Source organism: Candidatus Defluviilinea gracilis (assembly GCF_057138825.1).
Window position 1 is genome coordinate 1 of record NZ_DBNHEF010000071.1, and the last position, 24,188, is coordinate 24,188.

A 24,188-nucleotide genomic window follows, 5' to 3' on the forward strand; every position below is an offset into this window, starting at 1 on the left:
GCTCAATCTGCTCAAACAGGAGAAAACCGCCAAAGGCGGTATGCATGCCAAGCAACTCCAAGCCGCTTGGAACCAGGATTACCTCCTCAAAGTCCTCGCCTCACCGATTTAGATGCGATTGCCCTAAGTGGAAAGTAGAAAGTGGAAAGTGGAAGAGGATGATAAAATCGCCGCATGAAGTTCGAGGTCTTCACGCTTCTCCCCGAAGTATTTTCCCCCTATTTGGCATCCAGTATTCTCAAACGCGCGAACGAGCGGGGACTCATCAGCGTGGGCTTGCACAACATCCGCGACTACACACACGACAAACATCACGTCACCGACGATACGCCCTACGGCGGAGGCGGCGGGATGGTGATGAAACCTGAGCCGGTCTTTGAAGCGGTTGAATCGGTTCTGGGACACGCTCCGCTTCAACCTTCGGGTCAGCCTGTTCCAATCATTCTGCTTACCCCGCAGGGACGCGTTTTCACCCAGCGCATTGCCGAAGAATTGTCGCAACACGAACGCATCGCAATGATCTGCGGACGCTACGAAGGCGTGGACGAACGCATCCGCGAGCGCCTCGTCACCGATGAAATTTCCATCGGCGATTATGTGTTGACCGGCGGCGAACTCCCCGCGCTGATTTTGATCGACGCCGTCTCGCGTCTCATCCCCGGCGTGTTGGGCGACCCCACCGGCGCGGAAGATGACTCGCACTCGATGGGCTTGCTCGAATATCCGCATTACACCAAGCCGGCGGAATTTCGCGGCTGGAAGGTTCCCGAAGTGTTGCAAAGCGGCAATCATGCAATGATCGACAAATGGCGCAGGGAGCAATCTCTGCTCCGCACATTGAATAAACGACCGGATATGCTGGAGAAGGCGGAGTTATCCGACGAAGATCGAAAGTTGGCGGCAAGCTTATCGTCGAAAGTCGAAAGTCGAAAGCAGGATGTTTGACCTTCGACTTTTGACCATTGAATCAACCTGGAGGAGATATGTCAACACGATTGAACTACGGCAAGACCTTCCTGCTCGGTTTCGGTTTTTTTGGGGTGAGTGTCATCTGGGGGGTATACAACGCGTTCGTCCCCATCTTTCTCTCCGAAAAATTTGACGTTGCTCCCGCGCTCATCGGCTTCTTCATGACGTTGGATAACATCGCGGCGTTGTTCATCCAGCCGCCGGTCGGCGCATGGTCCGATCGCTTGCGAACTCCGCTGGGTCGGCGGATTCCGTTCATCATCATCGGCGCGCCGCTCACCGCGCTGGCGTTTGGATTAATTCCCGTTGCGTCGATCATTCCTCTGTTTGTGGCTTGCACCAGCACAACATTGCTCAGCGCGGCGTTGTGGCGGACCCCGGTCGTGGCGTTAATGCCAGACATCACCCCCTCCGCATTCCGCTCACAAGCGAATGGGGTCATCAACTTCATGGGCGGACTCGGCTCCATCATCGCATTGCAGACCGGCGGTTTGTTGTACAAGATGAGTCCCAATTTCCCATTTTGGATGGGTTCCGCATTGGTGTTGCTGGCGGCGTTGGTGGTGTATCTGTTCATTGAAGAGCCGAAGGAGTATGAACAAGCGGAACAACAACCGGGCTTGCTGGCGAGTCTGAAAGAAGTATTTGCCGATGAAGAGAAAAGCGGACTGCGCCTCTTGCTTGCCATCTTCTTCTGGTTCGTCGGTTATTCCGCGGTTGAAACCTTCTTCACGTTATACGCCAGGAACCGCCTCGGTTTGGAGGTGGGAGACGGCGCGACATTGTTATCGGTTCTGCCGCTTTTCTTTGTGCTGTCTGCCATTCCCGCCGGCTTTTTGGGAAGCCGCATCGGTCGCCGGGTGACGATCGCCATCGGTTTGATCATGCTGATCATTATGTTGATTCTGATCTACATCACACCGGTTGAGGCGTTGTTGACGGGGATCGCGCCCCTGCCGCTTGTAGGGATTCCACTTGTGGAGGGCGGCGCGCGGATGTTGACGCTGGCGGGCGTTCTGTTGATCTTCGGCGGAATCGGCTGGGCGTTCGTCAATATCAATTCCCTGCCGATGGTGGTGGACTTGACCGGCGCGGCGCGCATCGGCACGTTCACCGGGTTGTATTATTTATTTTCCACGTTATCGGCAATCGCAGGTCCTAATCTCAATGGATGGGCGGTGCAGTTGGCGAACAACAACTACAACATCATCATGATCATCTCGCCGGTGTTCATGGCGATCGCGTTATGGCTGATGCTGGGAGTCCGCCGGGGGGAGGCGCAGGCGTAGGGTTAGGAGCAGAGTCACTCCGCGAGTGACTCGCTTTGTCGTCCGCGAGCCGGCGTGGTGGTCTACAGTTTCAGTTTGTCAGGCGACTTTGCAAAGCCCATAACATGATGGAAAGCACGCTTGTCGAATGTTTCAAGTGATTGTATACTTGCCGCCGAAAAGGGTTTGTGTAAACCCTACCAATCAATACCCTGAAAGAGGAGAAGAAACAATGAAGAAGTTGAATATGATGATTGCTTTGTTGGTCATCGCTTCCGTGGTTCTGGCCGCCTGCACCCCTGCGGCAACAGAAGCGCCCACGCAAGCGCCTGCGCCCACCGAAGCGCCCACCGAAGCGCCGACAGCGGCTCCGACCGAGCCGCCGGTTGTCGAACCGACCGCCGCTGACTGCCCCAAGGCAGAAGTGTTCTGCGTGGGTCTCGTGACCGATGTGGGCAAGATCAACGACAAGTCGTTCAACCAATCTGCCTGGGAAGGCGTTTTGCAATCCCAGACCGATGGTGTGGCTGACATTGTCCAATACATCGAAACGACCGATGCGAAAGATTACGCCAAGAACATCGGCACGTTCGGCGATGCCGGCTTCGATGTGATCGTGACCGTCGGTTTCGCGCTCGGTGAAGCGACTGTTGCCGCCGCGGCAACCTACCCCGATGTGAATTTCATCGGTGTGGATCAGTTCCAGGCTGCGGAAACAGACGGCGTGGCGGGTCTGAACTTCCCTGAAGATCAGGCTGGCTTCCTCGTCGGCGCGCTTGCCGCTTCGATGAGCAAGAGCCACAAGATCGGCGCCGTGTGCGGCACCGATGTGGTTCCTCCCGTTTGGCGCTTTGGCGAAGGCTACAAAGCCGGCGCCGCGTATGCCGATGGCATGAACGGCACCACCACCGAAGTATTCGTTGTGTATCACAGCGATGTGGGCTTCGATAAGACCTTCACCGACCCCGAGTGGGGCGCGCAGACCGCCACGTCCATGATGGACAACGGCGCGGATGCGATCTTCGGTTGTGGCGGCATTACCGGTAACGGCGCCATCACCGCCGCCGCCCAGGCTGGCGCTTACGCCATCGGCGTGGATACCGATCAGTACCTCACCCTGCCCGAAGCGGCTCCTCGCATGCTCTCCAGCGCGATGAAGCTCATCACCCCGGGCGTGGCTGAATTGATCGCCGCCGCCAAGGATGGTTCGCTCACCTACGGCAACGTGTTCGGTGACGCGGGTTACGCTCCGTTCCACGATGTGGCAGGCGAAGTTCCCGCCGAAGTTTCCGCGATGATGGAAACACTCAACGCCGCGCTGCTCGACGGTTCGGTTAAGACCGAAGTTCCGCCGGTCAAGCCGTAAGTTAAAAACGCTCAAAAGAAAGGGAAAGAGGCTGAGCCTCTTTCCCTTTTTGTTTTGATGGCGGGTTGATATAATCAAACTAAATTCAATGTGTACTGGAGCGATGGATGCCATCAGAAACGAAAACAACTTCGCTATCGAAATTTACATCGTCATTGACGCGGTTTATTGAGTGGATCGATCCGATCCTGGTTCCCCTGCTCGCCATCCTGACCTCCATGATCGTGGGCGGCATCATCATCAAATCTGTTGGCGGCGATCCCCTCCTGGCGTATAAGGGTCTGCTGGAAGGCTCGTTCGGTTCCGCCGAACTCGGTCCGGTAAAATCACAACGCGCTATCAGTGAAACCGCTGTTTGGGCTACGCCCTACATTTTTGCGGGGTTGGCTGTGGCGCTGGCGTTCAAAGGCGGTTTGTTCAATATCGGCGCGGAGGGTCAACTTGCCCTCGGCGCTGTTTTTTCATCGCTGATCGGTTACGCCCTGCCCGGCTGGCTTGGCGTGGATCTGCCGACGATCATTCACTTGCCCCTGGCAATTTTGGGAGGCTTGGTGATGGGCGGGATTTGGGCGGGAATTGTGGGCGCGCTCAAAGCCTATACCGGCGGCCATGAGGTGATCAACACCATCATGATGAACTATATCGCGCTCAACTCCACATCTTTTTTGCTGAACGGTGTGATGAAAGACCCCAGCCCCACAAACGTCATCGCCCGCACACCGCTGATCGCGGAAAGCGCGCGCTTTGCCCCGATCTTCGAGGGATTGCGCGTCCATTGGGGATTTGTGTTGGCATTATTGACCGCCGTTTTTATCTGGTGGTTATTGAATAAGACCACGCTTGGGTTTGAGATCCGCACGGTGGGCGCGAACCCCGACGCGGCTCATTATGCGGGGGTCAACGTGAAGCGCGCGATCATCCTGACCATGTTCCTCTCGGGAGCGCTGGCTGGGATGGCGGGCGCCATTGAAGTGACGGGGTTGAACTATCGCCACGAACTTGGGTTTTCACAGGGATACGGTTTTGACGCCATCGCCATCGCGTTATTGGGGAAGTCGCATCCGATCGGCGTGGTGCTTGCTTCGATTCTATTTGCCGCCATGCGAAACGGAGCGACCCGCATGCAATTCCTCACACAAATGCCGGTGGATCTGATCTCCATGATCCAGGCATTCATTCTGCTTTTTGTCGCGGCAGACGCCATCGTGCGTTTTATCTTTCGCATCAAATCGAAGGGCGAGCGCGTTGTGCTCACCCGAGGATGGGGAGGCTAGGACAATCTCATGGACTGGAAACGCTTCGGCTTTATCGCCATCATTATCGTCATTCTCTTCGGCGGTGTAGTTGCCATCGGGCAGGTGCAACAACGCCCGCTGTTGATCGTCACGAGCATGCTTGCAACCACCATCGCTGTGGCAACGCCGCTCACCCTGGGCGCCTTATCCGGCGTCTTTTGCGAACGCGCCGGCGTTGTGAACATCGGCATCGAGGGTATGATGCTTTCGTCCGCTTTTTTCGGCTGGCTCGCCGCCATTTACATGTTCCATGTATTCGACTATCCAACCGGGATCAGCATTACGGTCGGCGCGTTGTTCGCCGTCATCACCGGCATGTTGATGGGCTTATTGCACGCCGTGCTTTCGATCACATTCAAGGTGGACCAGATCATCGGCGGGACCGTGATCAATATTCTTGCCGTGGGCTTGACCGGGTTCCTCAACCGCCAGATGTTCTTCGGAAAAGGCAGTGTCTTTGAGGGGAGCATTCCTAATTCTCCCGGCATCCTGCCTGCCATACACATCCCTATCATTGAGATGTTGTCGCCGCTCTGCGGGGCAAATTCGCCGCTCTGTATTCAAAATATCACGGCGATCAACCGCGTGTTCGACCAGAAGCCGATCGCGCTGAGCGCCATCCTCCTGGTGTTCGTTGCCCATTATGTGTTATTCAACACCCGCTGGGGGTTGCGCACGCGCGCTGTGGGCGAGCACCCCAAAGCGGCAGACACGGTGGGCATCAACGTGATCAAGATGCGTTACGCCAATGTGCTGATCGGCGGCGCATTAGCTGGGTTGGCAGGCGCATACTTCACCATCGAATCTGTGCCGTCTTTTGAACCCTTGCTGACGAACGGGCGCGGCTTCATTTCGCTTGCCGCCATGATCTTCGGCAACTGGACGCCCATCGGCGCATGGGCGGCGGCGCTGGTCTTTGGCGCATCGTCGGCGTTACAGATCAACATGCAGATTTTCCGCGCGGTCATTCCTCCGCAACTGGCATTCCTGCAACAATCGTACATCGTGGGGTTGGTTCCCTACATCCTCACCATGGTGATCCTGACCGGCATCATCGGAAAGACCACCCCGCCCGCCGCCGATGGCGTGCCGTATGAGAAATAGGAGAATGAGCCATGACTGACATCACCCCCATCATTCTCGAAGCCAAAGGCATTACCAAGAAATTCCCCGGCGTGCTGGCAAACGACAATGTCAATTTCGACCTGCACAAGGGCGAGATCCATGCTTTGCTCGGCGAAAACGGCGCGGGCAAATCGACCTTGATGAACGTTCTCTACGGGTTATACAAACCAGATTCTGGAACAGTGACCGTGGCTGGAAACCCAATGGCGCTCAACTCGTCGCGCGATGCGATCCAACACGGCATCGGTATGGTGCACCAGCACTTCATGCTCATCCCGGTGTTCACCGTCACCGAAAATATCATGCTCGGAGCCGAAACCGACCATCGCGCCGCGCCGAACGAAATGCCGTTGGTGAAATTGGATCGCGCGGAGGTGGCGCAAAAAGTGAGAGACCTCTCGCATCAATACGGGCTTGAAGTTGATCCCGAGGCGGTTGTGGGGAACCTGCCTGTGGGCGTTCAACAGCGCGTCGAGATCGTCAAGGCGCTCTACCGTAAGGCAAACATCCTCATCCTCGACGAACCGACCGCCGTGTTAACCCCGCAAGAAGCGGATGATCTCTTCCGCATTATGCACGAGTTGACCGACAAGGGCGTATCGATCGTGTTCATCACCCATAAACTCAAAGAGGTATTGAAAGTTGCCGACCGCATCACCGTCATGCGCGCGGGGCGCGTTGTGGGAAGCGCCAACCCAAAAGAAAGCAATGAGCAACAACTTGCCTCGATGATGGTGGGGCGCGAAGTGATTCTCACCGTGCAAAAGAAACCCGCCGAACCCAAAGAGGACGTTCTCATCGTCAACAACCTGCGCGTCAAAGATGTGCGCGGGCTTGAAGCGGTGCGTGGCGTTTCGTTCAACGTTCGCGCCGGCGAAGTGTTGGGCTTGGCGGGCGTGCAAGGCAACGGGCAGACCGAACTGGCGGAGGCGCTGAGCGGTCTGCGCGCCAGTGAAGGAGGTCATTTCTCGATTGGCGGGCGCGAACTGACCGGGAAGCCGCCGCGCCAGATCACCGAGGCCGGTTTGGCAAATATTCCCGAAGACCGTCAACGGCATGGGCTGGTGCTTGGCTACACCATCGCAGATAACATGGCGCTCTGCGACTACTACCATGCGCCATTCTCAAAAGGGATCGTCATTCAGCAGAATCAAGTGGATGCGAATGCGCGAAAACTGATCGAAAATTACGATGTGCGCACGCCCTCCCCATATACTGCGGCTGGCAAACTGTCCGGCGGAAACCAACAAAAGGTGATTGTGGCGCGCGAACTCAGCCGCCCGGTAAAACTGGTGCTTGCGTCGCAACCCACGCGCGGCTTGGATGTGGGCTCGATCGAATACATCCACAAGCAGATCATTGCCATGCGCGATCGCGGTGTGGCGGTCCTGCTCGTTTCGGCAGAATTAGACGAGATCCTGTCGCTCTCGGATCGGATCGCGGTGATCTATCGCGGCGAGATCATCTCCACAGTGGATAGCAAAGACGCCTCGCGCGAACAGTTGGGCTTGTTGATGGCTGGGGTGCATGAACCAGCCTGACCCGTCGGTTTGACGCGCGTTTTTCATCCACAACCATCCCTCTTGAAAAATCGAGAGGGATGGTTTTTTTAGGAACAAAGGGCAATTTTTCTCCGTCTGGACTGGTGTAGAATATCGAAAACTACCATCGAAGAAAGAGAATAGAGAATGAGAAATTTTCACCGCCTTACCCTGATCGCAACGGTTGTGGTTCTTATCTTATCCGCCTGCAACCTGCCATCGAACAAGCCGCCCACTGAAGACCCCAATGCGGTTTCGACTAACGCCGCGCTCACGGTGCAAGCCCTGCTGAACCAGGCGACGCCGTTTAGCACGCCGACCCTGCCACCTCCTCCCGCGCCGACGAATACGATTGCCGCCCCGCCGACGCTTGCCATTCCCACCTCCACAACCGCCCCGATCTCCACATCCACCCAGACTTGCGATATGGCGCAATTCGTCAAAGATGTGACCGTGCCCGACGGCTCTAGTTTTAACGCGAACGATACCTTCACGAAAACATGGCGGCTGAGGAACGCGGGTTCCTGCGTGTGGAACGGATATGCGCTGGTCTTCGACAGCGGCGACGCGATGAGCGGTGTTTCACCGGTGGCGATCGGCGCTGTGAACCCGGGGCAGGAAGTGGATGTTTCTGTGAGCCTCAAAGCGCCCGCGTCCAACGGAACGTATCGCGGGTATTGGCGGATTCGCAATGCCAGCGGCGTGTTAATTCCCGTGCAGGGCGGCGCGCAACAAGGCAAATCGTTCTTTGTTGAGATTAAGGTAGGCGGGGGTAGTGGAGGTCCCTTCGCTGTCACCGGGGTCACGTTCTCGGTTTCCGGCTCGTGCGGCGGCTTTACCATTACGGCAAATATTACCGCCAATGGGCCGGGCAACGTAACGTATAAGTGGATGAGGAGCGATGGCGCTACCGATAATGCCGCGCATGCCCCGATCGTATTTGCCGCCGCGGGCACGCAATCGGTCAATACAACCTGGTCTGTGTCGGCGCCCGGGCAATCGTTCTGGATGGAAATTTACATCGACGCTCCAAATCATCAGCAGTTCGGGCGGGCAAACTTTAGTTGCCCATAAGCAGATAAATGAAAAGTGAGAACGCCCGGCGGAACTGGTCGGGCGTTTTTCATCACAGGTATAATCTTTTCGACACACCTCGTTTTAGAAAGGAAGTTTGCATGTTCCAAATTCGCACGCACAACATCTTGGCATGGGCGGTCAGTCTGTCTTTGTTCCTTACGGCTTGCGGCGCAAATTCGCAAAACGAAGCAGCCATCGCAACCGCAGTGGCGCAAACAGTGGAAGCGGGCGCGTCCTCCGCGCCATTGCCGGTGCTTCAAACAAACACGCCCGAGCCGAGCCTTCCCACCTTGCTACCCACGCTCACGCCGGGGTTTACCCCAACGGCAGAGTCGACTCTCTCCTCCGCGCCATCAGACCCGAACTGCATTCATGCCAACCTGGTCGGCGAATACCCGCCCGATGGCACGGTCTACAAACCGGACACAGATTTTACAAAGACCTGGACGATCAAAAACGAAGGCACTTGCACATGGGACTCCACCTATCGATTAATCTTCTGGAGCGGCGACGCACTGGGCGGCGCCACGTACTATAACCTGCCGGAGATCGTCGCGCCCGGCGACGATATTCCGATCACGATCAATCTCAAAGCCCCCTCTGCCGAGGGAACCTATACCGGCTACTGGCGCTTACAGACCCCATGGAACGCCGTCTTTGGCGTGGGTCAGTACAGCCAGGCGTTTTATGCAAACATTGTGGTGGATAAACGCCCACAACGGGAGTATGGGATTGTGGACTTAGAATACCAAATTGTCCGCGAACCCGCCGAGGGTTGTCCCGTCAATGTGCTGTATACGGTATACGCCACGATCACCACGAGTGGACCATTGGATCTCAGTTATTACTGGGAGCAAAAAGACGGAAATGAAAGCGCGGTGAAAGAACTTTCCTTCGCCGCCGCAGGCTCGAAGACCGTCTCACGCAGCTGGATGGTCGGCAGGGGAGACAGCCCCAATGAACGCTGGATGCAGATCATCGTCTTGATGCCCGAGTACACAGAATTTCCAAAAGCGACGTGGCCCAATAACTGCCCATAAACGCTTCAAAATCGCCGGAGCCGAACCGCTTCGGCGATTTTCTTTGGGAACCCGGCGGAGGCAAATTGCGTTTATACATGTGACGATACCCTCGGAGGCATTATGATTTCCGCCCGCTTTACAAAATTTCTACTTTGGACGCTCGCTCTTTCCACCATTTTGGCTTGTGGACTCTTTTCTCCCGATCCCTCTCCCCAGCCTGCAGAAACGTTGAACGCCTTGTACACATCCGCCGCGCAGACGTTGGACGCACTCTCCACACAGGTGGCGTTTACCCCAACCCCTCAACCTACGGCAACAAGCACCTTGTTATTTGGCAATTCGAGCCCCACGCCACTCAACACATCGACCAACGCGCCGCCGGTCGCAACGCTGACAAGATGCGACGCCGCCGCCTTTGTCAGCGATGTGACGTATGCCGACGGCGCCGCGGTCGGACGCGGAAGCAACTTCACAAAAATCTGGCGGTTGAAAAACGTCGGCGCCTGCGCATGGACAACTTCGTACGCCATTGTGTACGTCAGCGGGGAAAAATTTGGCGCGCCAAACTCGGTTTCCATGCCGGGCAATGTGGGACCCGGCCAAACTGTGGATATCACGCTCAACCTCGTCGCTCCAAGCCAGAACGGCAGATACCGGGGCTATTGGATTCTACGAAATGCGGCCGGGGTCTTATTTGGGATAGGCAACGCGGCGGATTCAAGTTTTTACGTGGATGTCAGCGTCAACGGATATACCCTGGGCGCGTATGATTTTGTTGCCAACTATTGCGATGCCGCCTGGAAAAGCGAAACAAAAAACCTGAATTGTCCGGGATCACAAGGCGACGACCGGGGATTCACCCGGGCGTTAACCTCCCCCAAAATGGAGGATGGAACCGCGCGCGGCGACGCCTTGCTCACCTACCCCAATAAATCTGGAAGCGGATCGATCACCGGGAAATTCCCGAGCTTCACTGTAAAAAAGGGCGACCGTTTCCAGGCGCTGATCGGCTGTCAATATCAAGCCACAGAGTGTAATGTCGTCTTCCGCTTGCAATACCAGATCGGGAACGGAGATGTGAAAACACTCGGGCAATGGCAGGAAGTGTACGAAGGACAATACAATTCCCTGAGCGTCGATCTGAGCGCCCTGGCCGGTGAAAAGGTCAAATTCATCCTAACCGTGCTTGCCAATGGAACATCGCACGATGATTTTGCCCTCTGGGTTGCCCCTCGCATCACACGCCAAAGCGCCGACCCTGCCACGGCCACAGTGACTATGACTCCCACCATCACACAAACACCCACCATCACATTGACCCCGACCGTTACTTCCACTCCGACTGTCACAGTCACAGCCACATCGACTTTAACCCCAACAACCACGCCTACTTCGACCGAAACGCCCACACCTACGCCATAAGCCCTCAAAACAATTGCGATATAATGATGCTGGAAGGCGCAAAAACAAACAATCCTTCCAGTATCATTGTTTTGAACCAGTCTCACGGAGGAACAAACATGCCTGCTCGACAACCCGCACGGCGGGTCATGCCAGTTGTTTTGATGATTACGCTCATTCTTGCAGGGTGTAATTTTGGCGCCACGCCCGCGCCAACAATGGATGTGAACGCCGCCATTACTTCCATTGCCGGCACAACCGTTGCGCAACTCGCTTTGCAATTCACCCAAACTGCGCTTGCCAATCCATCCCCGACCGTTCAGCCGACAAATACCCTTGAGCCATCCCCTACTACGGGTATCGTTACCGTCGAAGGCGCATCTCCAACGGTTGGAACGCCTCCCACCATTTCCTTCAATAGCACGCCCCTGCCCGGTTTCACAGCCCTGCCTTCCCCCACTCAAGCCGGGGCAACCGCCGCGCTGGGTGACGAATGCAGTAATAGCGCATTCGAGGGCGATGTGACCATTCCCGATGGCACGGTCCTTAAACCCGGTCAAGATTTCGTAAAACAATGGGCGATCAAAAATACAGGCAACTGCGCCTGGGATGAAGGATTCACGCTCGTCTTCATTGGAGGCGACCGGTCAATCGACCCGTATGACTTCTCCTTCAAGAAACCGGAAGATTTTGTCAGCCCGGGCGAATCGATCAACATCGGCATCCGGTTGACTGCGCCGCTTACCCCAGGGGATTATCAAGGGCATTGGCGACTGCGCAACGACAGAGGCTACTACTTTGGAACGATTCTTTCCGTCTACTTTACGGTAAAGAAATGATCCTGAAATGATTTCGATACGAGGCGCTATGAAACGTAAAATAGTTTTTATCTCTCTGCTGGTTATCGTTCTCCTCGCCGCGTGCGGCGGGCAAGCCACCCCCTCCGAACCGACGCCGGATGTTGCCGCCGTGCGGACTTCCGCCGCCAGCACGGTTGTCTCTCAATTCACCCTAACCGCGGCAGTCTTTACACCAACGGTCTCTGCCCCGGCGACCGAACCCCCGGTCGTGGAAGATGCCGCCACTGCCACACCAGAAACCGTCGCGCAAGAAACGTCGGCATCCACACCCGGCACACAGATCCCGTGCGACCTGCTCAACTACGACCCAGTCACCGTGGATGTGAATGTGCCGGATAACACCATCATGGCGCCGGGACAGGAGTTTATCAAAACCTGGCGCGTGAAAAACACCGGCTCATGCCCATGGGGCGCGGGATATGTGCTCGCTTACGCCGGCTACGATGACGACATGGACGGGCAGTTCATTGCCCTCACCGAAGTTGTGCAAGCGGGGCAGGAAGTGGAAGTCTCCGTCCAGTTCAAGGCTCCTGCGCAGGCTGGCATTTACGTCAGCGCGTGGTCGATGCGAAACGCGGCGGGCGTCTTCTTCCCGGAAAGAATCTTCGTCAAGGTTATCGTGCAATAAATATTGTGTCCGGCTTGAAACAACGCATCAAAGACAAAGCGCGCCAGCTGGGGTTTTCCCTGGCTGGCGTGACTCTCCCTGACCCACCCCCTCATTACTCCACATTTGAACACTGGCTCGCGCAAGGGCTTCATGGCAGTATGAATTACCTCGCCACCGAACGCGCCCGCATCTGCCGCGCCGACCCGCGCGAAATTCTTCCCGAATGTAAATCCATTTTAGTTCTGGCTACTGCATACCCCTCTCCCTCAGGGAGAGGGCAGGGTGAGGGTGAAATCCAGGTTGCCTCCTACGCCCGCGGCGAAGACTATCACAACATCCTCCCCGCTCGAATGGCGGAACTTGTTCGCTTCATCGAGGAGCAGGTTGCCCGTCCGATCAAGAACCGCTATTACACAGACACGGGTCCCATCCTCGAACGCGACCTCGCCCAACGCGCCGGCATCGGCTGGATCGGAAAGAACTCCTGCCTCATCAATCCAAAACAAGGCTCATATTTTTTCATCTCCGAAATTTTCCTCGACCTCGAACTCGAACCCGATTCGCCATTCGTCACCGATCACTGCGGCACATGCGCGCGTTGCATCAGCGCCTGTCCCACCGATTGCATTTTGCCAAACCGCACCCTCGACGCGACGCGCTGTATCTCGTATCTCACCATCGAACTCAAAGATGACATCCCCGTTGAACTGCGCGAAAAAATCGGCAATTGGGTTTTTGGATGCGACATCTGCCAAATGGTCTGCCCATGGAATCGATTCGCGCCGGAAGGTGATTCCGCTTTTTCAGATGGCGAGCCGCTTCCCTCTCCGACGGGCGAACTGACTCTCACTCCCCAAGCCTTTAATCAACGCTTCAAGCGGACTCCCATCTCCCGCGCCAAACGACGCGGCTACCTGCGAAACGTCGCCGTCGCCCTCGGCAACACCGCCGACACACACGCCCTCCCTGTCCTGCAAAACGCCCTCAACGACGACGAACCCATGATCCGAACACACACGCAATGGGCGATAGAGCAGATCAACAAGAGAGCAAGTGAGCAAGTGGGCAAGTGAGCAAATGAGCAAGAGGGCAAATGAGCAAGTGAGCAAATAGGCAAATGAGCAAATAGGCAAATGAGCAAAGTCTCTAATCTCTAGTCTCCGATCTCTAGCCCCCCAATTCTCTAGTTCTCCCAATTCTCTTTTCCTCTCTCATCCACTATGGCATCCCCCATCCTCCTCGCCACCAACAACAAAGACAAGATCATCGAACTACAAGACCTGCTCAAGGACTTGAACCTTCAACTCCTCACGCCAGCGGGCATTAACCTCGAACTCGACGTCATCGAAGATGGATTGACTTATGCCGAGAACGCAGCAAAGAAAGCCACCGCCTTCGCCCAAGCCAGCGGACTCATTTCCCTCGCCGACGATTCAGGCTTGGAAGTGAACGCGCTCAACGGCGAGCCAGGCTTATACTCCGCGCGTTACGGTTCAACAGACGGTAAAAAACTTTCCGATGGCGAACGAAGAAAATACTTGTTGAGCAAACTGCAAAACCATCCCCGCCCATGGACCGCGCGCTTCAAAGCCACGATTGCAATCGCAGACACCAGTCACCAATTACAACTTACCGAGGGTGTCTGCGAAGGCGAGATCATCCCCGAAGAACGCGGCACAGGCGGATTTGGATATGACCCGATCTTTCTTTTTCCAGAGTTGGGTAAAACCATGTCAGAACTTGGCATGGACGAAAAAAACCGCCTCAGCCATCGGGCAAAGGCGGCGATCAAAGCCAAAGAGATTTTGAAATTCTTATTCCATGAGTGACCGGGGGACTCACGATTGCGCGTATCACTCCCCCACCGTGATCAAATCCTTGATGCGTTCATACGTGCCGGGACCAATCCCCGATACGTTCATGAGGTCTTCCGTCGTTTGAAACGGACCGTTCTCCTCACGGTAATCGATGATCTTCTGCGCGGTGGTCGGACCGATGCCGGGAAGCGTCTCCAACTCGGCTTGCGAGGCAGTGTTGATGTCGATCAATTCTGTGGAAGCCGCCGACGCTGTCGGAGCCGAGACCGGCTCCACCACCAGCGAAGAACCCTCCACAAAGGGAATATCCAACTTCTCGCCGTCTTCAAGAAGTCTCGCAAGATTGATGCCTGTTTTATCGGCATCTGCCAAAAAACCGCCCGCGGCAGAAATGGCATCCTGCGCGCGCGCGCCCTGTGGCAGGGCGTACACGCCCGGTCGCGGCACCGCGCCAGTGATGTGAACCACAATAGGCGCGTCTGTGGGCGCGGGGCGCAGAGTCACCGCCTGCCCGCTTGGGTTGCGCGCCACCACCCACACCACCACAGCAATAAACAAGCCAAATAATACGCCAGAAGTCATATACAGGATTGATTTGATCGTTTGCATCGCAGATATTTTACTGTAACTTCATCACCAGCAGGAATTCGCCTTCCCGCGTGAAATTCAACATCACATTTGCCACCTTGCTCAAACGCTGAAAATAACGGGGCATGTTTTTATACTCAAGACTGACAAACCCGAATTTTTCATACAGCAGACCCATCGTCGATACACAAGTCAGATACAACGGGCGCGGACCTTCCTTCAGAAAATGTTCGATGATGGCGCGCGCGATTCCCTCGCCGCGATGCGCCGGCGCAACCGCAATGGACGACAATTCGAGGATGTCCGCGCCATGCGGTTTCAACTGTCCCGTGCCAATGACGCGCTCGTCCGCATCCACAGCGACGATAAACCGCTTCCAATCCAAGCCCATCGGGTTGATGCCCACCAGGCGAATCAGCTCCTTGATCTGGCGGGATTCCGATTCGCGCGCGGGGCGGAGAGTGAATGTAGTCATGCAGTTGCGTAGTCCGTTAGTCAGGATAGCCCTGCCGCGACGATGATAATGAACGTCGCGATGAACCAATGGATCAGGAACGGATAGAGAAAGGATTTTGTTCTCCACGCCACCCAGCCGAAGGCAAAGCCGCCGAAGATCGTGGAGAGAGTCTCCACTTCGGGTTTGCCGTTGTGCATCAACGCAAACGGGACGGCTTGCACCCACAGCGCTTCGGGTCCGAATTTGCGGACGTAGCCGAACAGGATCCAGCCGCGGAAGATGAACTCCCAGCCGATGAGGTCGAGGAAGGTTGACCACGGGAGTCCGTTCACGTAGGGCTGATAATACTTCTGCATGGACGCATTGTCCTTGCCGAGGAAATAGATCACTGGAGCCATGACGATTATTCCTATGATCGTGATGATGAGACCCGCTTTCCAATCGCCAAGCCCAAAACCATATTCTTTCGGGTTTTCGCGGAAAAGAACAAGAATAACTAGAAGAGGGATAACAAGATACAAAACGACTCGAAACGAATATCCGAAATTCTCAAAGAGAAGTTTGCGATGATAGAAATCCACCATGAATAGTAATGTGGATACGATTGTGATCGTTACGATCTTCCAGTCAAATTTTAGGCGTTCGCCGAGGAGGTAGGTCATGGTTATCAGTGAGCAGTGATCAGTGATCAGTTATCAGTTATCAGTGATCAGTAGGGGAAGTAGGATTGGTTTCCGCTGGGACCGAGGAGTTGCGCAATTTTATCCCAGTCGCGGACGAGTTCGAGTCCCCAGTTGGTTACGAGGAGAATTACAGAGAGAATTGAGAGGATTAGGAGAATTTTTCCCGATTGCGATTCTTGCCAGCGGAGGGACAATGCTTTGAATCCGTTCACCCAAAACCATGCGGCAAGGATGGCAAAGTAAGGCACGAGCGCGAGATGAAAGCGGTCTTCGGCGAGGATGAACACGTGAGGGATGGTGTAACAAAACAGCAAAAGAGCCAATAAGCAAGTTTGCGGATTCCAGCGGAGGAGAGATAGTCCCAGCGCGGCAGAGGTGGAAATGATGACAAACGGCAAAAGCAGAATGGCGGAAATCGTTAGCAAAAGCGGAAGAGGGATAAAGCCGAGCAGATCGTTGCCATAAAAGTACATCAGCACGCGCTTTTCCAACCCAAAGAAGAAGCCGAGGCGGTTGATCGCCAGCGGAACGAATCGTTCAGGTTGCGCTTTGATAAATTCAATTGCTTTCTCTGTCCCAATTTTGTCACGCTCGGCATCGTCGAGGATGGGAAGTAGATCCAGCGAGGGACCGAACACGAAGGAGCCGTTTCCCTGCGGATGATAGCCGAGGTACAAGTTGTAGCCCATCGAAGTTTCGATACCCGTGAGTTTGCCGTGTAAGAGGGAATTACGAATGATCCACGGCGCAATGACAAGGACAAAAGCGAGGATGGAGAGAATTGTCCGCTTGCCGTGCAAATAAAAGAGAAGGCAGAATGCGGCGAGGGCAAATACGAGAATGACTGAGCGCGTGAGGGCGGTGAGGGCGAGGAAGATTCCAGAGAGTAAAAAGTTTGAAGTTGTTGGTTTTTCGATGGAGGAAAGAAGAAAGAGGAAAGAGGCGAGGAGGAGGGCGAAGAATGGATTTTCAGTTCCGAGACCGAGAGGGTAGACGAGAAGCATGGGATAGGCGGCGATAATCCATGCAGAGGTACGAGAACCACTTTCTTTCCACTTTCCACTTTCTATTTCGGTGGATGATGGAAAGTGGAAAGTGAAGAATTTCTTCGCCACCCAATACGTGAGCGGCGCAAGCGGCGCTCCCAAAAAGATTGCTTGCGCCAGCCGCGCGGCGAAGAAGCGGGAGAAATCTATCCCGTTGAAAAAATAGACGATGGCGAGAAAGGCTGGGTACAGCGGCGCGCGGAACGAGGTGGGAATGCCGAGGCGTGGATCATACTCCCTAGCGGTAGACAGGTCGAAGTCCACGAAAGAGGCGAGTTGGTTTAAATCCGATTCGGCGTACCAGCGGAATCCATGTCCTTGAGCGAGACTGCGCGCGAGCATGTCGTATTGAAACATGTCGTCGAGTCCGATGCTAAGTCCGCGCGCGGCGAGGATGGGAATCAATCGGAGGATCAGTGCGACGAGATAAATTTTGAAGGCGAAGGATTTGAACATAATGAGAGTCACCGTCCCGCAGGTTGGCGTGAAAAACAATGTTGATCGAGGAAACCTGCGGGACGTTTTGATAACTTAAACATAAAACGGATTGCACCATTGTACCGTGCAATCCGTTTGTCTTATGCAGGGACGGGCAATGCGGCTTTGAGCTTTTCAATGCGCCGCGCGAGATACGGCATGTAATAACCGTCATATTTTTCCCACAGGTCGGGCTTCGTCCAATCGGAGCCTTTGACCTGACCTCGGCAGTTGGGAGTGCCGCAATGACATTCAAACTCGTCGTAGATCGAACCGTCGCACATGGCGTAATCGAAGTTGATCTCCTCCCCCGCTTTGATGTCGCGCATCGCCACCACGCCAACCTGTCCTGTAAAACCCGCATTGGGTTCGCAGGAATGATTGAAACAATCAGAAGGCTCCAACGGATCGGGAGTGATCAAATAATAATCATCTTCGATCTGAAGCACGCGCTGGGTGAAGTGCGGCATGTTGGGGTCGAGTTCGTCTCTCGCCGCAATCTGCCCTCCAAACAGCGCGAGCAGTTCGCCTTTCTTGATCGGCTCGCGGGCAAACACGCCGCATCCGCCTTTCTCTTCGAACGCGCCCGAACTACATTTCGGATTCAAATGGGATGTAAATTGACCGGTCATTCTTTCCTTTCGTTTTTTGAGGAGGGCATTTCGCCCAAAAAGATACTTTGGCAATGTATGCCAAAGGTGAAACCATTTTCAATATGTCACTCTCCCGAAGAGCATCGGGACGATGTGAGCGATAGCGAAGGGTCTCTTCGCCTTGAGGAAGATTCTTCGCCGCAAAGGGCAAGAGCGCGGCTCAGAATGACATAGCAGAGAATCAAAAACAGCCAAAACAACAGCTCTTAACCACTGTGTTGACTGCATAGACCTTAAGCAGTCCCGCCGCCTCACCAAGCATCAGTTGGAGGGCGGCGGAAGCCAGATTTTATTCGTGGCGTAATTTAGATGAAGGGCACAAGCATTTGCTCATTCACACTCGTGCGAGTCGTTAGAATATCAACGCTCCTTTATAGAATAATGATCGCAATTGTAATGGGGTTTGACGTGCTGTCAATATTTTTGAGGGAGGAATTTTGCTGGATTCAAAACCGCTTCGCGCCGACGGGATGCCTGATTCGCCCGCGGCTACTTCGTCTCGCCTTCGGTATCTCCGCTCCTCGAAGTGATTCGTTCCGCCAGGATAATAGGAATCAACGTGATGAGGAATGTCAACATGGCGACCACGTTCGTCACCGGTCGGTTGCGCGGACGCGCCAACTGCGTGAATATCCAGATGGGAAGGGTTTCCTGCTGACCCGCAGTAAATGTGGTCACGATGATCTCATCGAACGAAAGCGCGAAGGACAGCATCCCGCCTGCGAGTAACGCCGTTGCGATATTCGGCAACACAACGTATCGAAAAGTCTGCCATGAATCCGCGCCGAGGTCCATCGAAGCTTCGATCATCGAATTCCCCGTGCGGCGGAAACGCGCGATCACATTGTTGTACACGGTCACGATACAAAACGTGGCATGACCGATCACGATCGTCCAAAATGAAAACGGCAAGCCCACCGCCCCAATGGATGTGCGCAACGCAATGCCTGTCGCAATACCGGGCAATGCAATCGGAAGCACTAGCAAAAGCGAGACAGCATTCTTGCCAAAGAACTCCGTCCGATAGACTGCCGCCGCCGCAAGCGTGCCTAACACAATCGCGATGGCGGTTGAGATCAATGCAACGCCCACCGAGAGAAGCATCGCTTCCCACATATCGTTTCGTTGGAATGCGACCTCCAGCCAGCGCGTGGTCAGACCCGGCGGCGGGAACGAATAGGTCGACTCATCGGTGGTGAACGCGTACAGGAAGATGATCCACACCGGGAAATGAAGGAACAACAATGCCGCCCACGCCGAAATGGACAACAAAAATGGCGCGCGCTTTCGGTTGGATGATGAGTTAGAGCGCATCGAAGGCTCCTAATCTCCGCGCGATCAAAAGATACACGATCATGATCGCGATCGGTCCCATCATAAAAGCGGCGGCGAGCGGAATATTCCCCGCCGTGCCTTGATGCGAATAGACCGCCATGCCGATGACCACCTTTGAATTCCCAAGCACTTGTGGAACAATATAATCGCCGAGCGTCAGCGAAAATGTGAAGATCGAGCCAGCCACCACGCCGGGGAACGCCAGCGGCAGAATCACATTGCGGAACGTTTGCAGCGGTTTCGCTCCCAAGTCGCTGGAGGCGTCTTCGAGCGACCGAGGCACGCGTTCGAGCGCGGTTTGAATCGGCAGGATCATATATGGAAGCCAAATATACACAAACGTGATGAACATGCCGAGCATGGATAACCCAAGCGAGGGTCCGCCGATGGATTCGGAACTGAGCGCCCAGTCGAGGAGTCCCTGCAACCCCATGTGGCTGACGAACCAACTGATGATGCCCTCTTTGGCGAGGATCAACCTCCACGCATAGACGCGGACGAGATAACTTGACCAGAGCGGGACCAGCACAGCAAGGTACATGAAAGATTTCATGCGCGGCGAGGCGAACTTCGCCATGTAATAACTCAGCGGAAAAGCGATCAACGCGTCAGCCAACGTCACCGATAACGCCATCAGCAAAGTGCGGTTGATGATCAGCAGATTAGAGCGCCTGAACAACGTGGCATAGGTTGACAGCGTGAACGAATGGATCACCTTCCCGCTGAAATCGTCCAAATAAAAGAAACTATTCAAGAGCAGACCGAACAACGACCCCAAATACACCACCACCATGTATAACATCGGCGGACCAAGCAACAATGCAAGGATGAGTTTCGGTCGGTAATACAGATAAGTGGAAAATCGGCGCATCATGTCAATTGCCCAGCGGGCGGACGTGTTCACGCTTCCAAACCAGCCGCGCCGACGCGCCCTTCACTTTGAGCGCGTCCATCGAAGTGGTCTTGAGATTTTGCGCCACCACCACCAAGTCTCCGCCGTCGCTCAACTCAACGAGATAGCGCGTGTATAAACCCAGATACACCACATCGCGCACAACGCCGTCGGCTGAATACGTGTCAGGCTCGGGAGTTTCGCTTGTTGACAGCAGATGAATCTTCTCCGGGCGGATGGAAAACTTTTGCGTTGACCCGGTGATGCGTTTTGCAAGTTCACCCTCCACGATGTTTGACACGCCGACAAATCCCGCCACGAACGGCGAGGCGGGATGTTCATAAATTTCCGAGGGCGTCCCGATCTGTTCGACCTTCCCTAAGTTGAACACCGCGATGCGGTCGCTCATGGTCAACGCTTCTTCTTGATCGTGAGTGACGAAGACGAATGTGATCCCCACGCGCTGTTGAATCGATTTCAACTCCACTTGCATTTGTTGCCGTAATTTGAGGTCGAGCGCGCCGAGCGGCTCATCGAGCAGAAGAACCTTGGGGCGGTTGATCAAGGCTCGCGCGAGAGCGACGCGTTGCCGCTGTCCCCCAGAAAGTTGCGAGGGTTTGCGTCGCCCAAAGCCGGCGAGTTGCACCAAATCCAGCATATCATTCACTTGCTTGATGCGCTCGGCTTTCGGAACTTTCTTGATCATCAGCCCATACGCGATATTGTCCTCGATGGTCATGTGAGGGAACAAGGCGTAATCTTGAAAGACCGTGTTCACGGGGCGGTCATACGGCGGCAGGACAGAAACATCCTCGCCATAGACTTGGATCGCCCCAGAATCGGGACGCTCGAAGCCCGCGATCAGCCGCAGGCACGTGGTCTTGCCGGAGCCGGAGGGACCGAGCATCGAAAAGAATTCCCCATCTCGAATCTCCATCGAAACGTTGTCCACTGCGTGAACTTCGTTAAAGTAACGCGACACATTGGAAAAAATAATTGCGGAGGGTTTATCCATGAAATTTCGTTGCTCTAAAAATTTCAACCGCGTTGAGTCTTGCGACTCAACGCGGTTGTGTTTATCTGGAACAGTTATTGTCCCTTGATCTCATTGTATGCTTCGACCCACTTGCTGTACGGAACGCATTTCCCGTCCCCGCAGGTTGGCGTCTTCCAGAATTGGATCTTATCGAAGTTGTCGAAACCGTTCGTTGCGCAGCCGGTATCGGTCAGCAATTCGCTTGCCGAGCAAGCGGCAGGGACTGCCGGCACCGACCCGAACCACGCCGCCACGTCGCCTTGCACTTTGGGGTCGAGCGAATGTTCCATCCACATATACGCGCAATTCGGATGCGGAGCGTTGACGTGCATCATAGTCGTATCCGCCCAGCCCGTCGCGCCTTCGGAGGGGACCACCGAGGCAATCGGTTTGCCGTCGAATTGAAGCAGATTCACCTGATAGGGCCATGAGGAGGAAGCCACCGTGCCTTCGTTGGTGAAGTCTTCCATTTGAACCACAACGTCGTGCCAGTAGCGGCTCACCAAAGCGCGCTGCGTTTTCAGCAACGCGACCGCGGCATCGAACTGTTCTTGTGTGAGTTCATACGGATCGCCAATGCCTAATTCGGGATTATGCGCCTTGAGGTACAACGCGGCATCCGCGATATAGATCGCGCCATCGTAGGCTTGCACGCGGCCTTTGTTGCTCTGTCCATCCGGCAGGTCCATTTCCTCGAACACCACATCCCACGAAGTGGGCGCTTCGGGGAAGACCTCGGTGTTATACATCAACACGTTCGCGCCCCATTGATACGGCGTGCCGTAGTGGACTCCGTCCACCGTATGCCACGCGGCATTTTGCAAACGTTCATCCACCGTGCTGTACGAGGGAATCAATTCAATGTTGATCGGCTGGACAGTGCCGCCCGCGATGAGACGATTCGACGCGTCGCCCGACGCGGTCACCAGATCCACGCCGCCTTGATTCATCAACGAGACCATCTCATCGGATGTCGCCGCGACTTTCACGTTCACCACGCAACCGGTCGCTTTGGTGAATTCGGTCACCCAATCGTATGCCGCGTCGGTTGAACCATTCTCGATGTATCCCGCCCAGGCAATGATATCCACTTGACCCTCGCCCTCGCCAAGTTTCGTGATCATATTGCCTCCGCCGCCTCCTCCGCAAGCGGAAAGTACCACGCTGACGAGCGCGAGCACGCTGATCAACAAAAACGATTTTGATTTCATTCTCTCTCCTTAAGTTTGGTTGGGTTTGAAAAGAAACGAACCATCCTCGAAATTCACCCCGAAAAGCCACCTCCTTTCGTGAGATAGCAATACAACACCCGCTTCGCTTTTTGGATATGCCATATCCAATTATATGGAGGCTTTCAGCGATACGTCAATGCAAATTTTCCGAATTCGGATGAACAACCCGCTTCGCCCCGACGGGCAAACTGGTTCGCCCGCGTCAGCCTTAGCTACCCACCTTACGCAGTTAACCCGTAGATCGAGACTACGAAGCGTCTCACTTTTCAGGCTGTTCTTGCACAAGAGCGACATGTTGCAGGTTAACAATAAAACCGAGCAATACGGCACTTTCCCACAGACCCCGAAGGGGTCAAATGATTATAGTATTGAAGGATGCATCTCATTCAACCCCGAAGGGGTGCCAGAAGAGGAAAATTTATGTCATCTGTCGCCACGGCGCCACGCGACGCCTTCGGGATTTGGAGACCCATTTGCCGTTTTTAGAATCCTACCATCCCTTCGGGATTGGCTTTATGGCAAGAATCCATATCTTGTTTATTGTTAGATGTATTGGTTAATAGGCAAAATATCGCATTACCAGACAAATCAACTTCAACTGCTCAGCATCAGTTAACTAGACAGTGCCAGCGTCACCATCGCGCGGAAACCGCGATAGACCGTGACCATATCCTGCCCGGTCAACGAGACGCGAGTCTCTTCGCGTTGTGTGGCAGGCATAAGCGCGGCGCGATCCGCCATGTCGGAGGTGAAAAATTCCACTGTGGCGCGAATCGGAGAATCCAACACGAACGGGTCAGGCGAGTCGCCCTCCGCCAGCCGCGTCACCGCCCGCGCGGCAGACATAAAGATGAGATCGTGAGTCGCTTGCGCGGGCAAACATTCCGCCGCATATCGCCCCGTCGCCTGTTTGACAACAGCGCGTTCCACATCGCCGAGCAAGTTTTCCACTTCGGCGCAGGCAGTCTGGTCGCCAGAAACCATGATGACCGGCACGCCAAAGTGACCGGCGAGCGCGGCATTCAAACCATATTCGCCGGTGAGGATTTCATTGAGCCAAAGATTCGCAACGGTCTTCGATGACCACGTGTGATCAAGCACCGCGTTTTGCAAACCGTTGCGCCCGTGATAGCCGACGAAGAAAACACCGTCCACACTTTCATCAATGCCCTGCATCATCGAAAGCGGACTCGGCGAACCGGTGTTCAATTTCGCGCGCGGGTCGAGTTCCTCGATGAGGATATTCGAGCCATTCCAATGCCCATCGGCAACGATGACTTCATCCGCGCCGGCATCGAACGCGCCGCGGATGGCGGCATTCACATCTTGTGTCATGAGTCTGCGAAAACGCGCATACTCTGCATGTCCCGGCGTGACCTGATCCCACGTGGTGACGCCGGTGATCCCTTCCATGTCTGTTGCGATAAGAATTTTCATA

23 protein-coding genes are annotated in these 24,188 nt (G+C 55.0%); 13 read left to right on the top strand and 10 right to left on the bottom strand.

What is annotated here, in order from left to right; all coding sequences use genetic code 11:
• Positions 1–174 precede the first annotated feature (174 nt).
• The 13 genes from trmD (at position 175) to rdgB (ending at position 14,363) form a co-directional block, all read left to right on the top strand.
• Positions 175–945, top strand: a complete 771-nt coding sequence (gene trmD, locus AC16KF_RS12055; RefSeq protein WP_484037571.1) for a tRNA (guanosine(37)-N1)-methyltransferase TrmD — start codon at positions 175–177, stop codon at positions 943–945.
• Positions 946–983: 38 nt separating this feature from the next.
• Positions 984–2,258 carry an MFS transporter gene (locus AC16KF_RS12060; protein WP_484037572.1) on the top strand — a complete coding sequence of 425 codons (1,275 nt, stop codon included), beginning with the start codon at positions 984–986 and terminating at the stop codon, positions 2,256–2,258.
• Positions 2,259–2,469: 211 nt separating this feature from the next.
• Complete coding sequence (locus AC16KF_RS12065) at positions 2,470–3,603, top strand: BMP family ABC transporter substrate-binding protein (protein WP_484037573.1); 1,134 nt, start codon at positions 2,470–2,472, stop codon at positions 3,601–3,603.
• 107 nt (positions 3,604–3,710) lie between these two features.
• The gene (locus AC16KF_RS12070; protein ID WP_484037574.1) at positions 3,711–4,877 is read left to right on the top strand and encodes an ABC transporter permease; all 1,167 of its coding nucleotides are present in this window, start codon (positions 3,711–3,713) and stop codon (positions 4,875–4,877) included.
• Positions 4,878–4,886: 9 nt separating this feature from the next.
• On the top strand, positions 4,887–6,002 hold the full coding sequence (locus AC16KF_RS12075) for an ABC transporter permease (RefSeq protein WP_484037575.1): 1,116 nt from the start codon (positions 4,887–4,889) through the stop codon (positions 6,000–6,002).
• A gap of 11 nt (positions 6,003–6,013) precedes the next feature.
• Positions 6,014–7,564, top strand: a complete 1,551-nt coding sequence (locus AC16KF_RS12080; protein ID WP_484037576.1) for an ABC transporter ATP-binding protein — start codon at positions 6,014–6,016, stop codon at positions 7,562–7,564.
• Positions 7,565–7,711: 147 nt separating this feature from the next.
• Complete coding sequence (locus AC16KF_RS12085) at positions 7,712–8,638, top strand: NBR1-Ig-like domain-containing protein (RefSeq protein ID WP_484037577.1); 927 nt, start codon at positions 7,712–7,714, stop codon at positions 8,636–8,638.
• A gap of 101 nt (positions 8,639–8,739) precedes the next feature.
• A complete protein-coding gene (locus tag AC16KF_RS12090) occupies positions 8,740–9,681 on the top strand; it encodes an NBR1-Ig-like domain-containing protein (RefSeq protein ID WP_484037578.1) in 942 nt (313 codons plus the stop codon).
• 102 nt (positions 9,682–9,783) lie between these two features.
• Positions 9,784–11,085 (top strand): NBR1-Ig-like domain-containing protein, encoded by a 1,302-nt coding sequence (locus AC16KF_RS12095; protein ID WP_484037579.1) that lies wholly within the window; start codon positions 9,784–9,786, stop codon positions 11,083–11,085.
• 98 nt (positions 11,086–11,183) lie between these two features.
• Positions 11,184–11,903 (top strand): NBR1-Ig-like domain-containing protein, encoded by a 720-nt coding sequence (locus AC16KF_RS12100; RefSeq protein ID WP_484037580.1) that lies wholly within the window; start codon positions 11,184–11,186, stop codon positions 11,901–11,903.
• 28 nt (positions 11,904–11,931) lie between these two features.
• Complete coding sequence (locus tag AC16KF_RS12105; protein WP_484037581.1) at positions 11,932–12,552, top strand: NBR1-Ig-like domain-containing protein; 621 nt, start codon at positions 11,932–11,934, stop codon at positions 12,550–12,552.
• 14 nt (positions 12,553–12,566) lie between these two features.
• Positions 12,567–13,607, top strand: a complete 1,041-nt coding sequence (queG, locus tag AC16KF_RS12110; RefSeq protein ID WP_484037582.1) for a tRNA epoxyqueuosine(34) reductase QueG — start codon at positions 12,567–12,569, stop codon at positions 13,605–13,607.
• Between the two features lie 147 nt (positions 13,608–13,754).
• Complete coding sequence (rdgB, locus tag AC16KF_RS12115; protein ID WP_484037583.1) at positions 13,755–14,363, top strand: RdgB/HAM1 family non-canonical purine NTP pyrophosphatase; 609 nt, start codon at positions 13,755–13,757, stop codon at positions 14,361–14,363.
• A gap of 24 nt (positions 14,364–14,387) precedes the next feature.
• Here the strand turns inward: rdgB and AC16KF_RS12120 are convergent, their stop codons facing one another.
• From AC16KF_RS12120 to AC16KF_RS12165, 10 genes are all read right to left on the bottom strand, one after another.
• Positions 14,388–14,960: a helix-hairpin-helix domain-containing protein gene (locus tag AC16KF_RS12120; protein ID WP_484037584.1), complete on the bottom strand. Its 573-nt coding sequence runs from the start codon at positions 14,958–14,960 to the stop codon at positions 14,388–14,390.
• Positions 14,961–14,970: 10 nt separating this feature from the next.
• A complete protein-coding gene (locus AC16KF_RS12125; protein WP_484037585.1) occupies positions 14,971–15,414 on the bottom strand; it encodes a GNAT family N-acetyltransferase in 444 nt (147 codons plus the stop codon).
• 20 nt (positions 15,415–15,434) lie between these two features.
• On the bottom strand, positions 15,435–16,058 hold the full coding sequence (locus AC16KF_RS12130) for a CPBP family glutamic-type intramembrane protease (RefSeq protein ID WP_484037586.1): 624 nt from the start codon (positions 16,056–16,058) through the stop codon (positions 15,435–15,437).
• A gap of 47 nt (positions 16,059–16,105) precedes the next feature.
• Positions 16,106–17,581, bottom strand: a complete 1,476-nt coding sequence (locus AC16KF_RS12135; protein WP_484037587.1) for a glycosyltransferase family 39 protein — start codon at positions 17,579–17,581, stop codon at positions 16,106–16,108.
• Positions 17,582–17,703: 122 nt separating this feature from the next.
• Entirely contained in the window at positions 17,704–18,234 is a 531-nt protein-coding gene (locus tag AC16KF_RS12140) for an SET domain-containing protein (RefSeq protein WP_484037588.1), read from the bottom strand.
• Between the two features lie 510 nt (positions 18,235–18,744).
• On the bottom strand, positions 18,745–19,569 hold the full coding sequence (locus AC16KF_RS12145) for an ABC transporter permease (protein WP_484037589.1): 825 nt from the start codon (positions 19,567–19,569) through the stop codon (positions 18,745–18,747).
• On the bottom strand, positions 19,559–20,464 hold the full coding sequence (locus tag AC16KF_RS12150; protein WP_484037609.1) for an ABC transporter permease: 906 nt from the start codon (positions 20,462–20,464) through the stop codon (positions 19,559–19,561). Before AC16KF_RS12150 ends, AC16KF_RS12145 begins: the two co-directional genes overlap by 11 nt.
• A 1-nt stretch (position 20,465) precedes the next feature.
• Positions 20,466–21,497, bottom strand: coding sequence for an ABC transporter ATP-binding protein (locus AC16KF_RS12155; protein WP_484037590.1), 1,032 nt, complete (start codon positions 21,495–21,497; stop codon positions 20,466–20,468).
• A 74-nt stretch (positions 21,498–21,571) separates the two neighbouring features.
• Positions 21,572–22,729, bottom strand: coding sequence for an ABC transporter substrate-binding protein (locus tag AC16KF_RS12160; protein ID WP_484037591.1), 1,158 nt, complete (start codon positions 22,727–22,729; stop codon positions 21,572–21,574).
• Between the two features lie 633 nt (positions 22,730–23,362).
• Positions 23,363–24,187 (bottom strand): M55 family metallopeptidase, encoded by an 825-nt coding sequence (locus AC16KF_RS12165; RefSeq protein ID WP_484037592.1) that lies wholly within the window; start codon positions 24,185–24,187, stop codon positions 23,363–23,365.
• Between the last annotated feature and the right edge of the window lies 1 nt (position 24,188).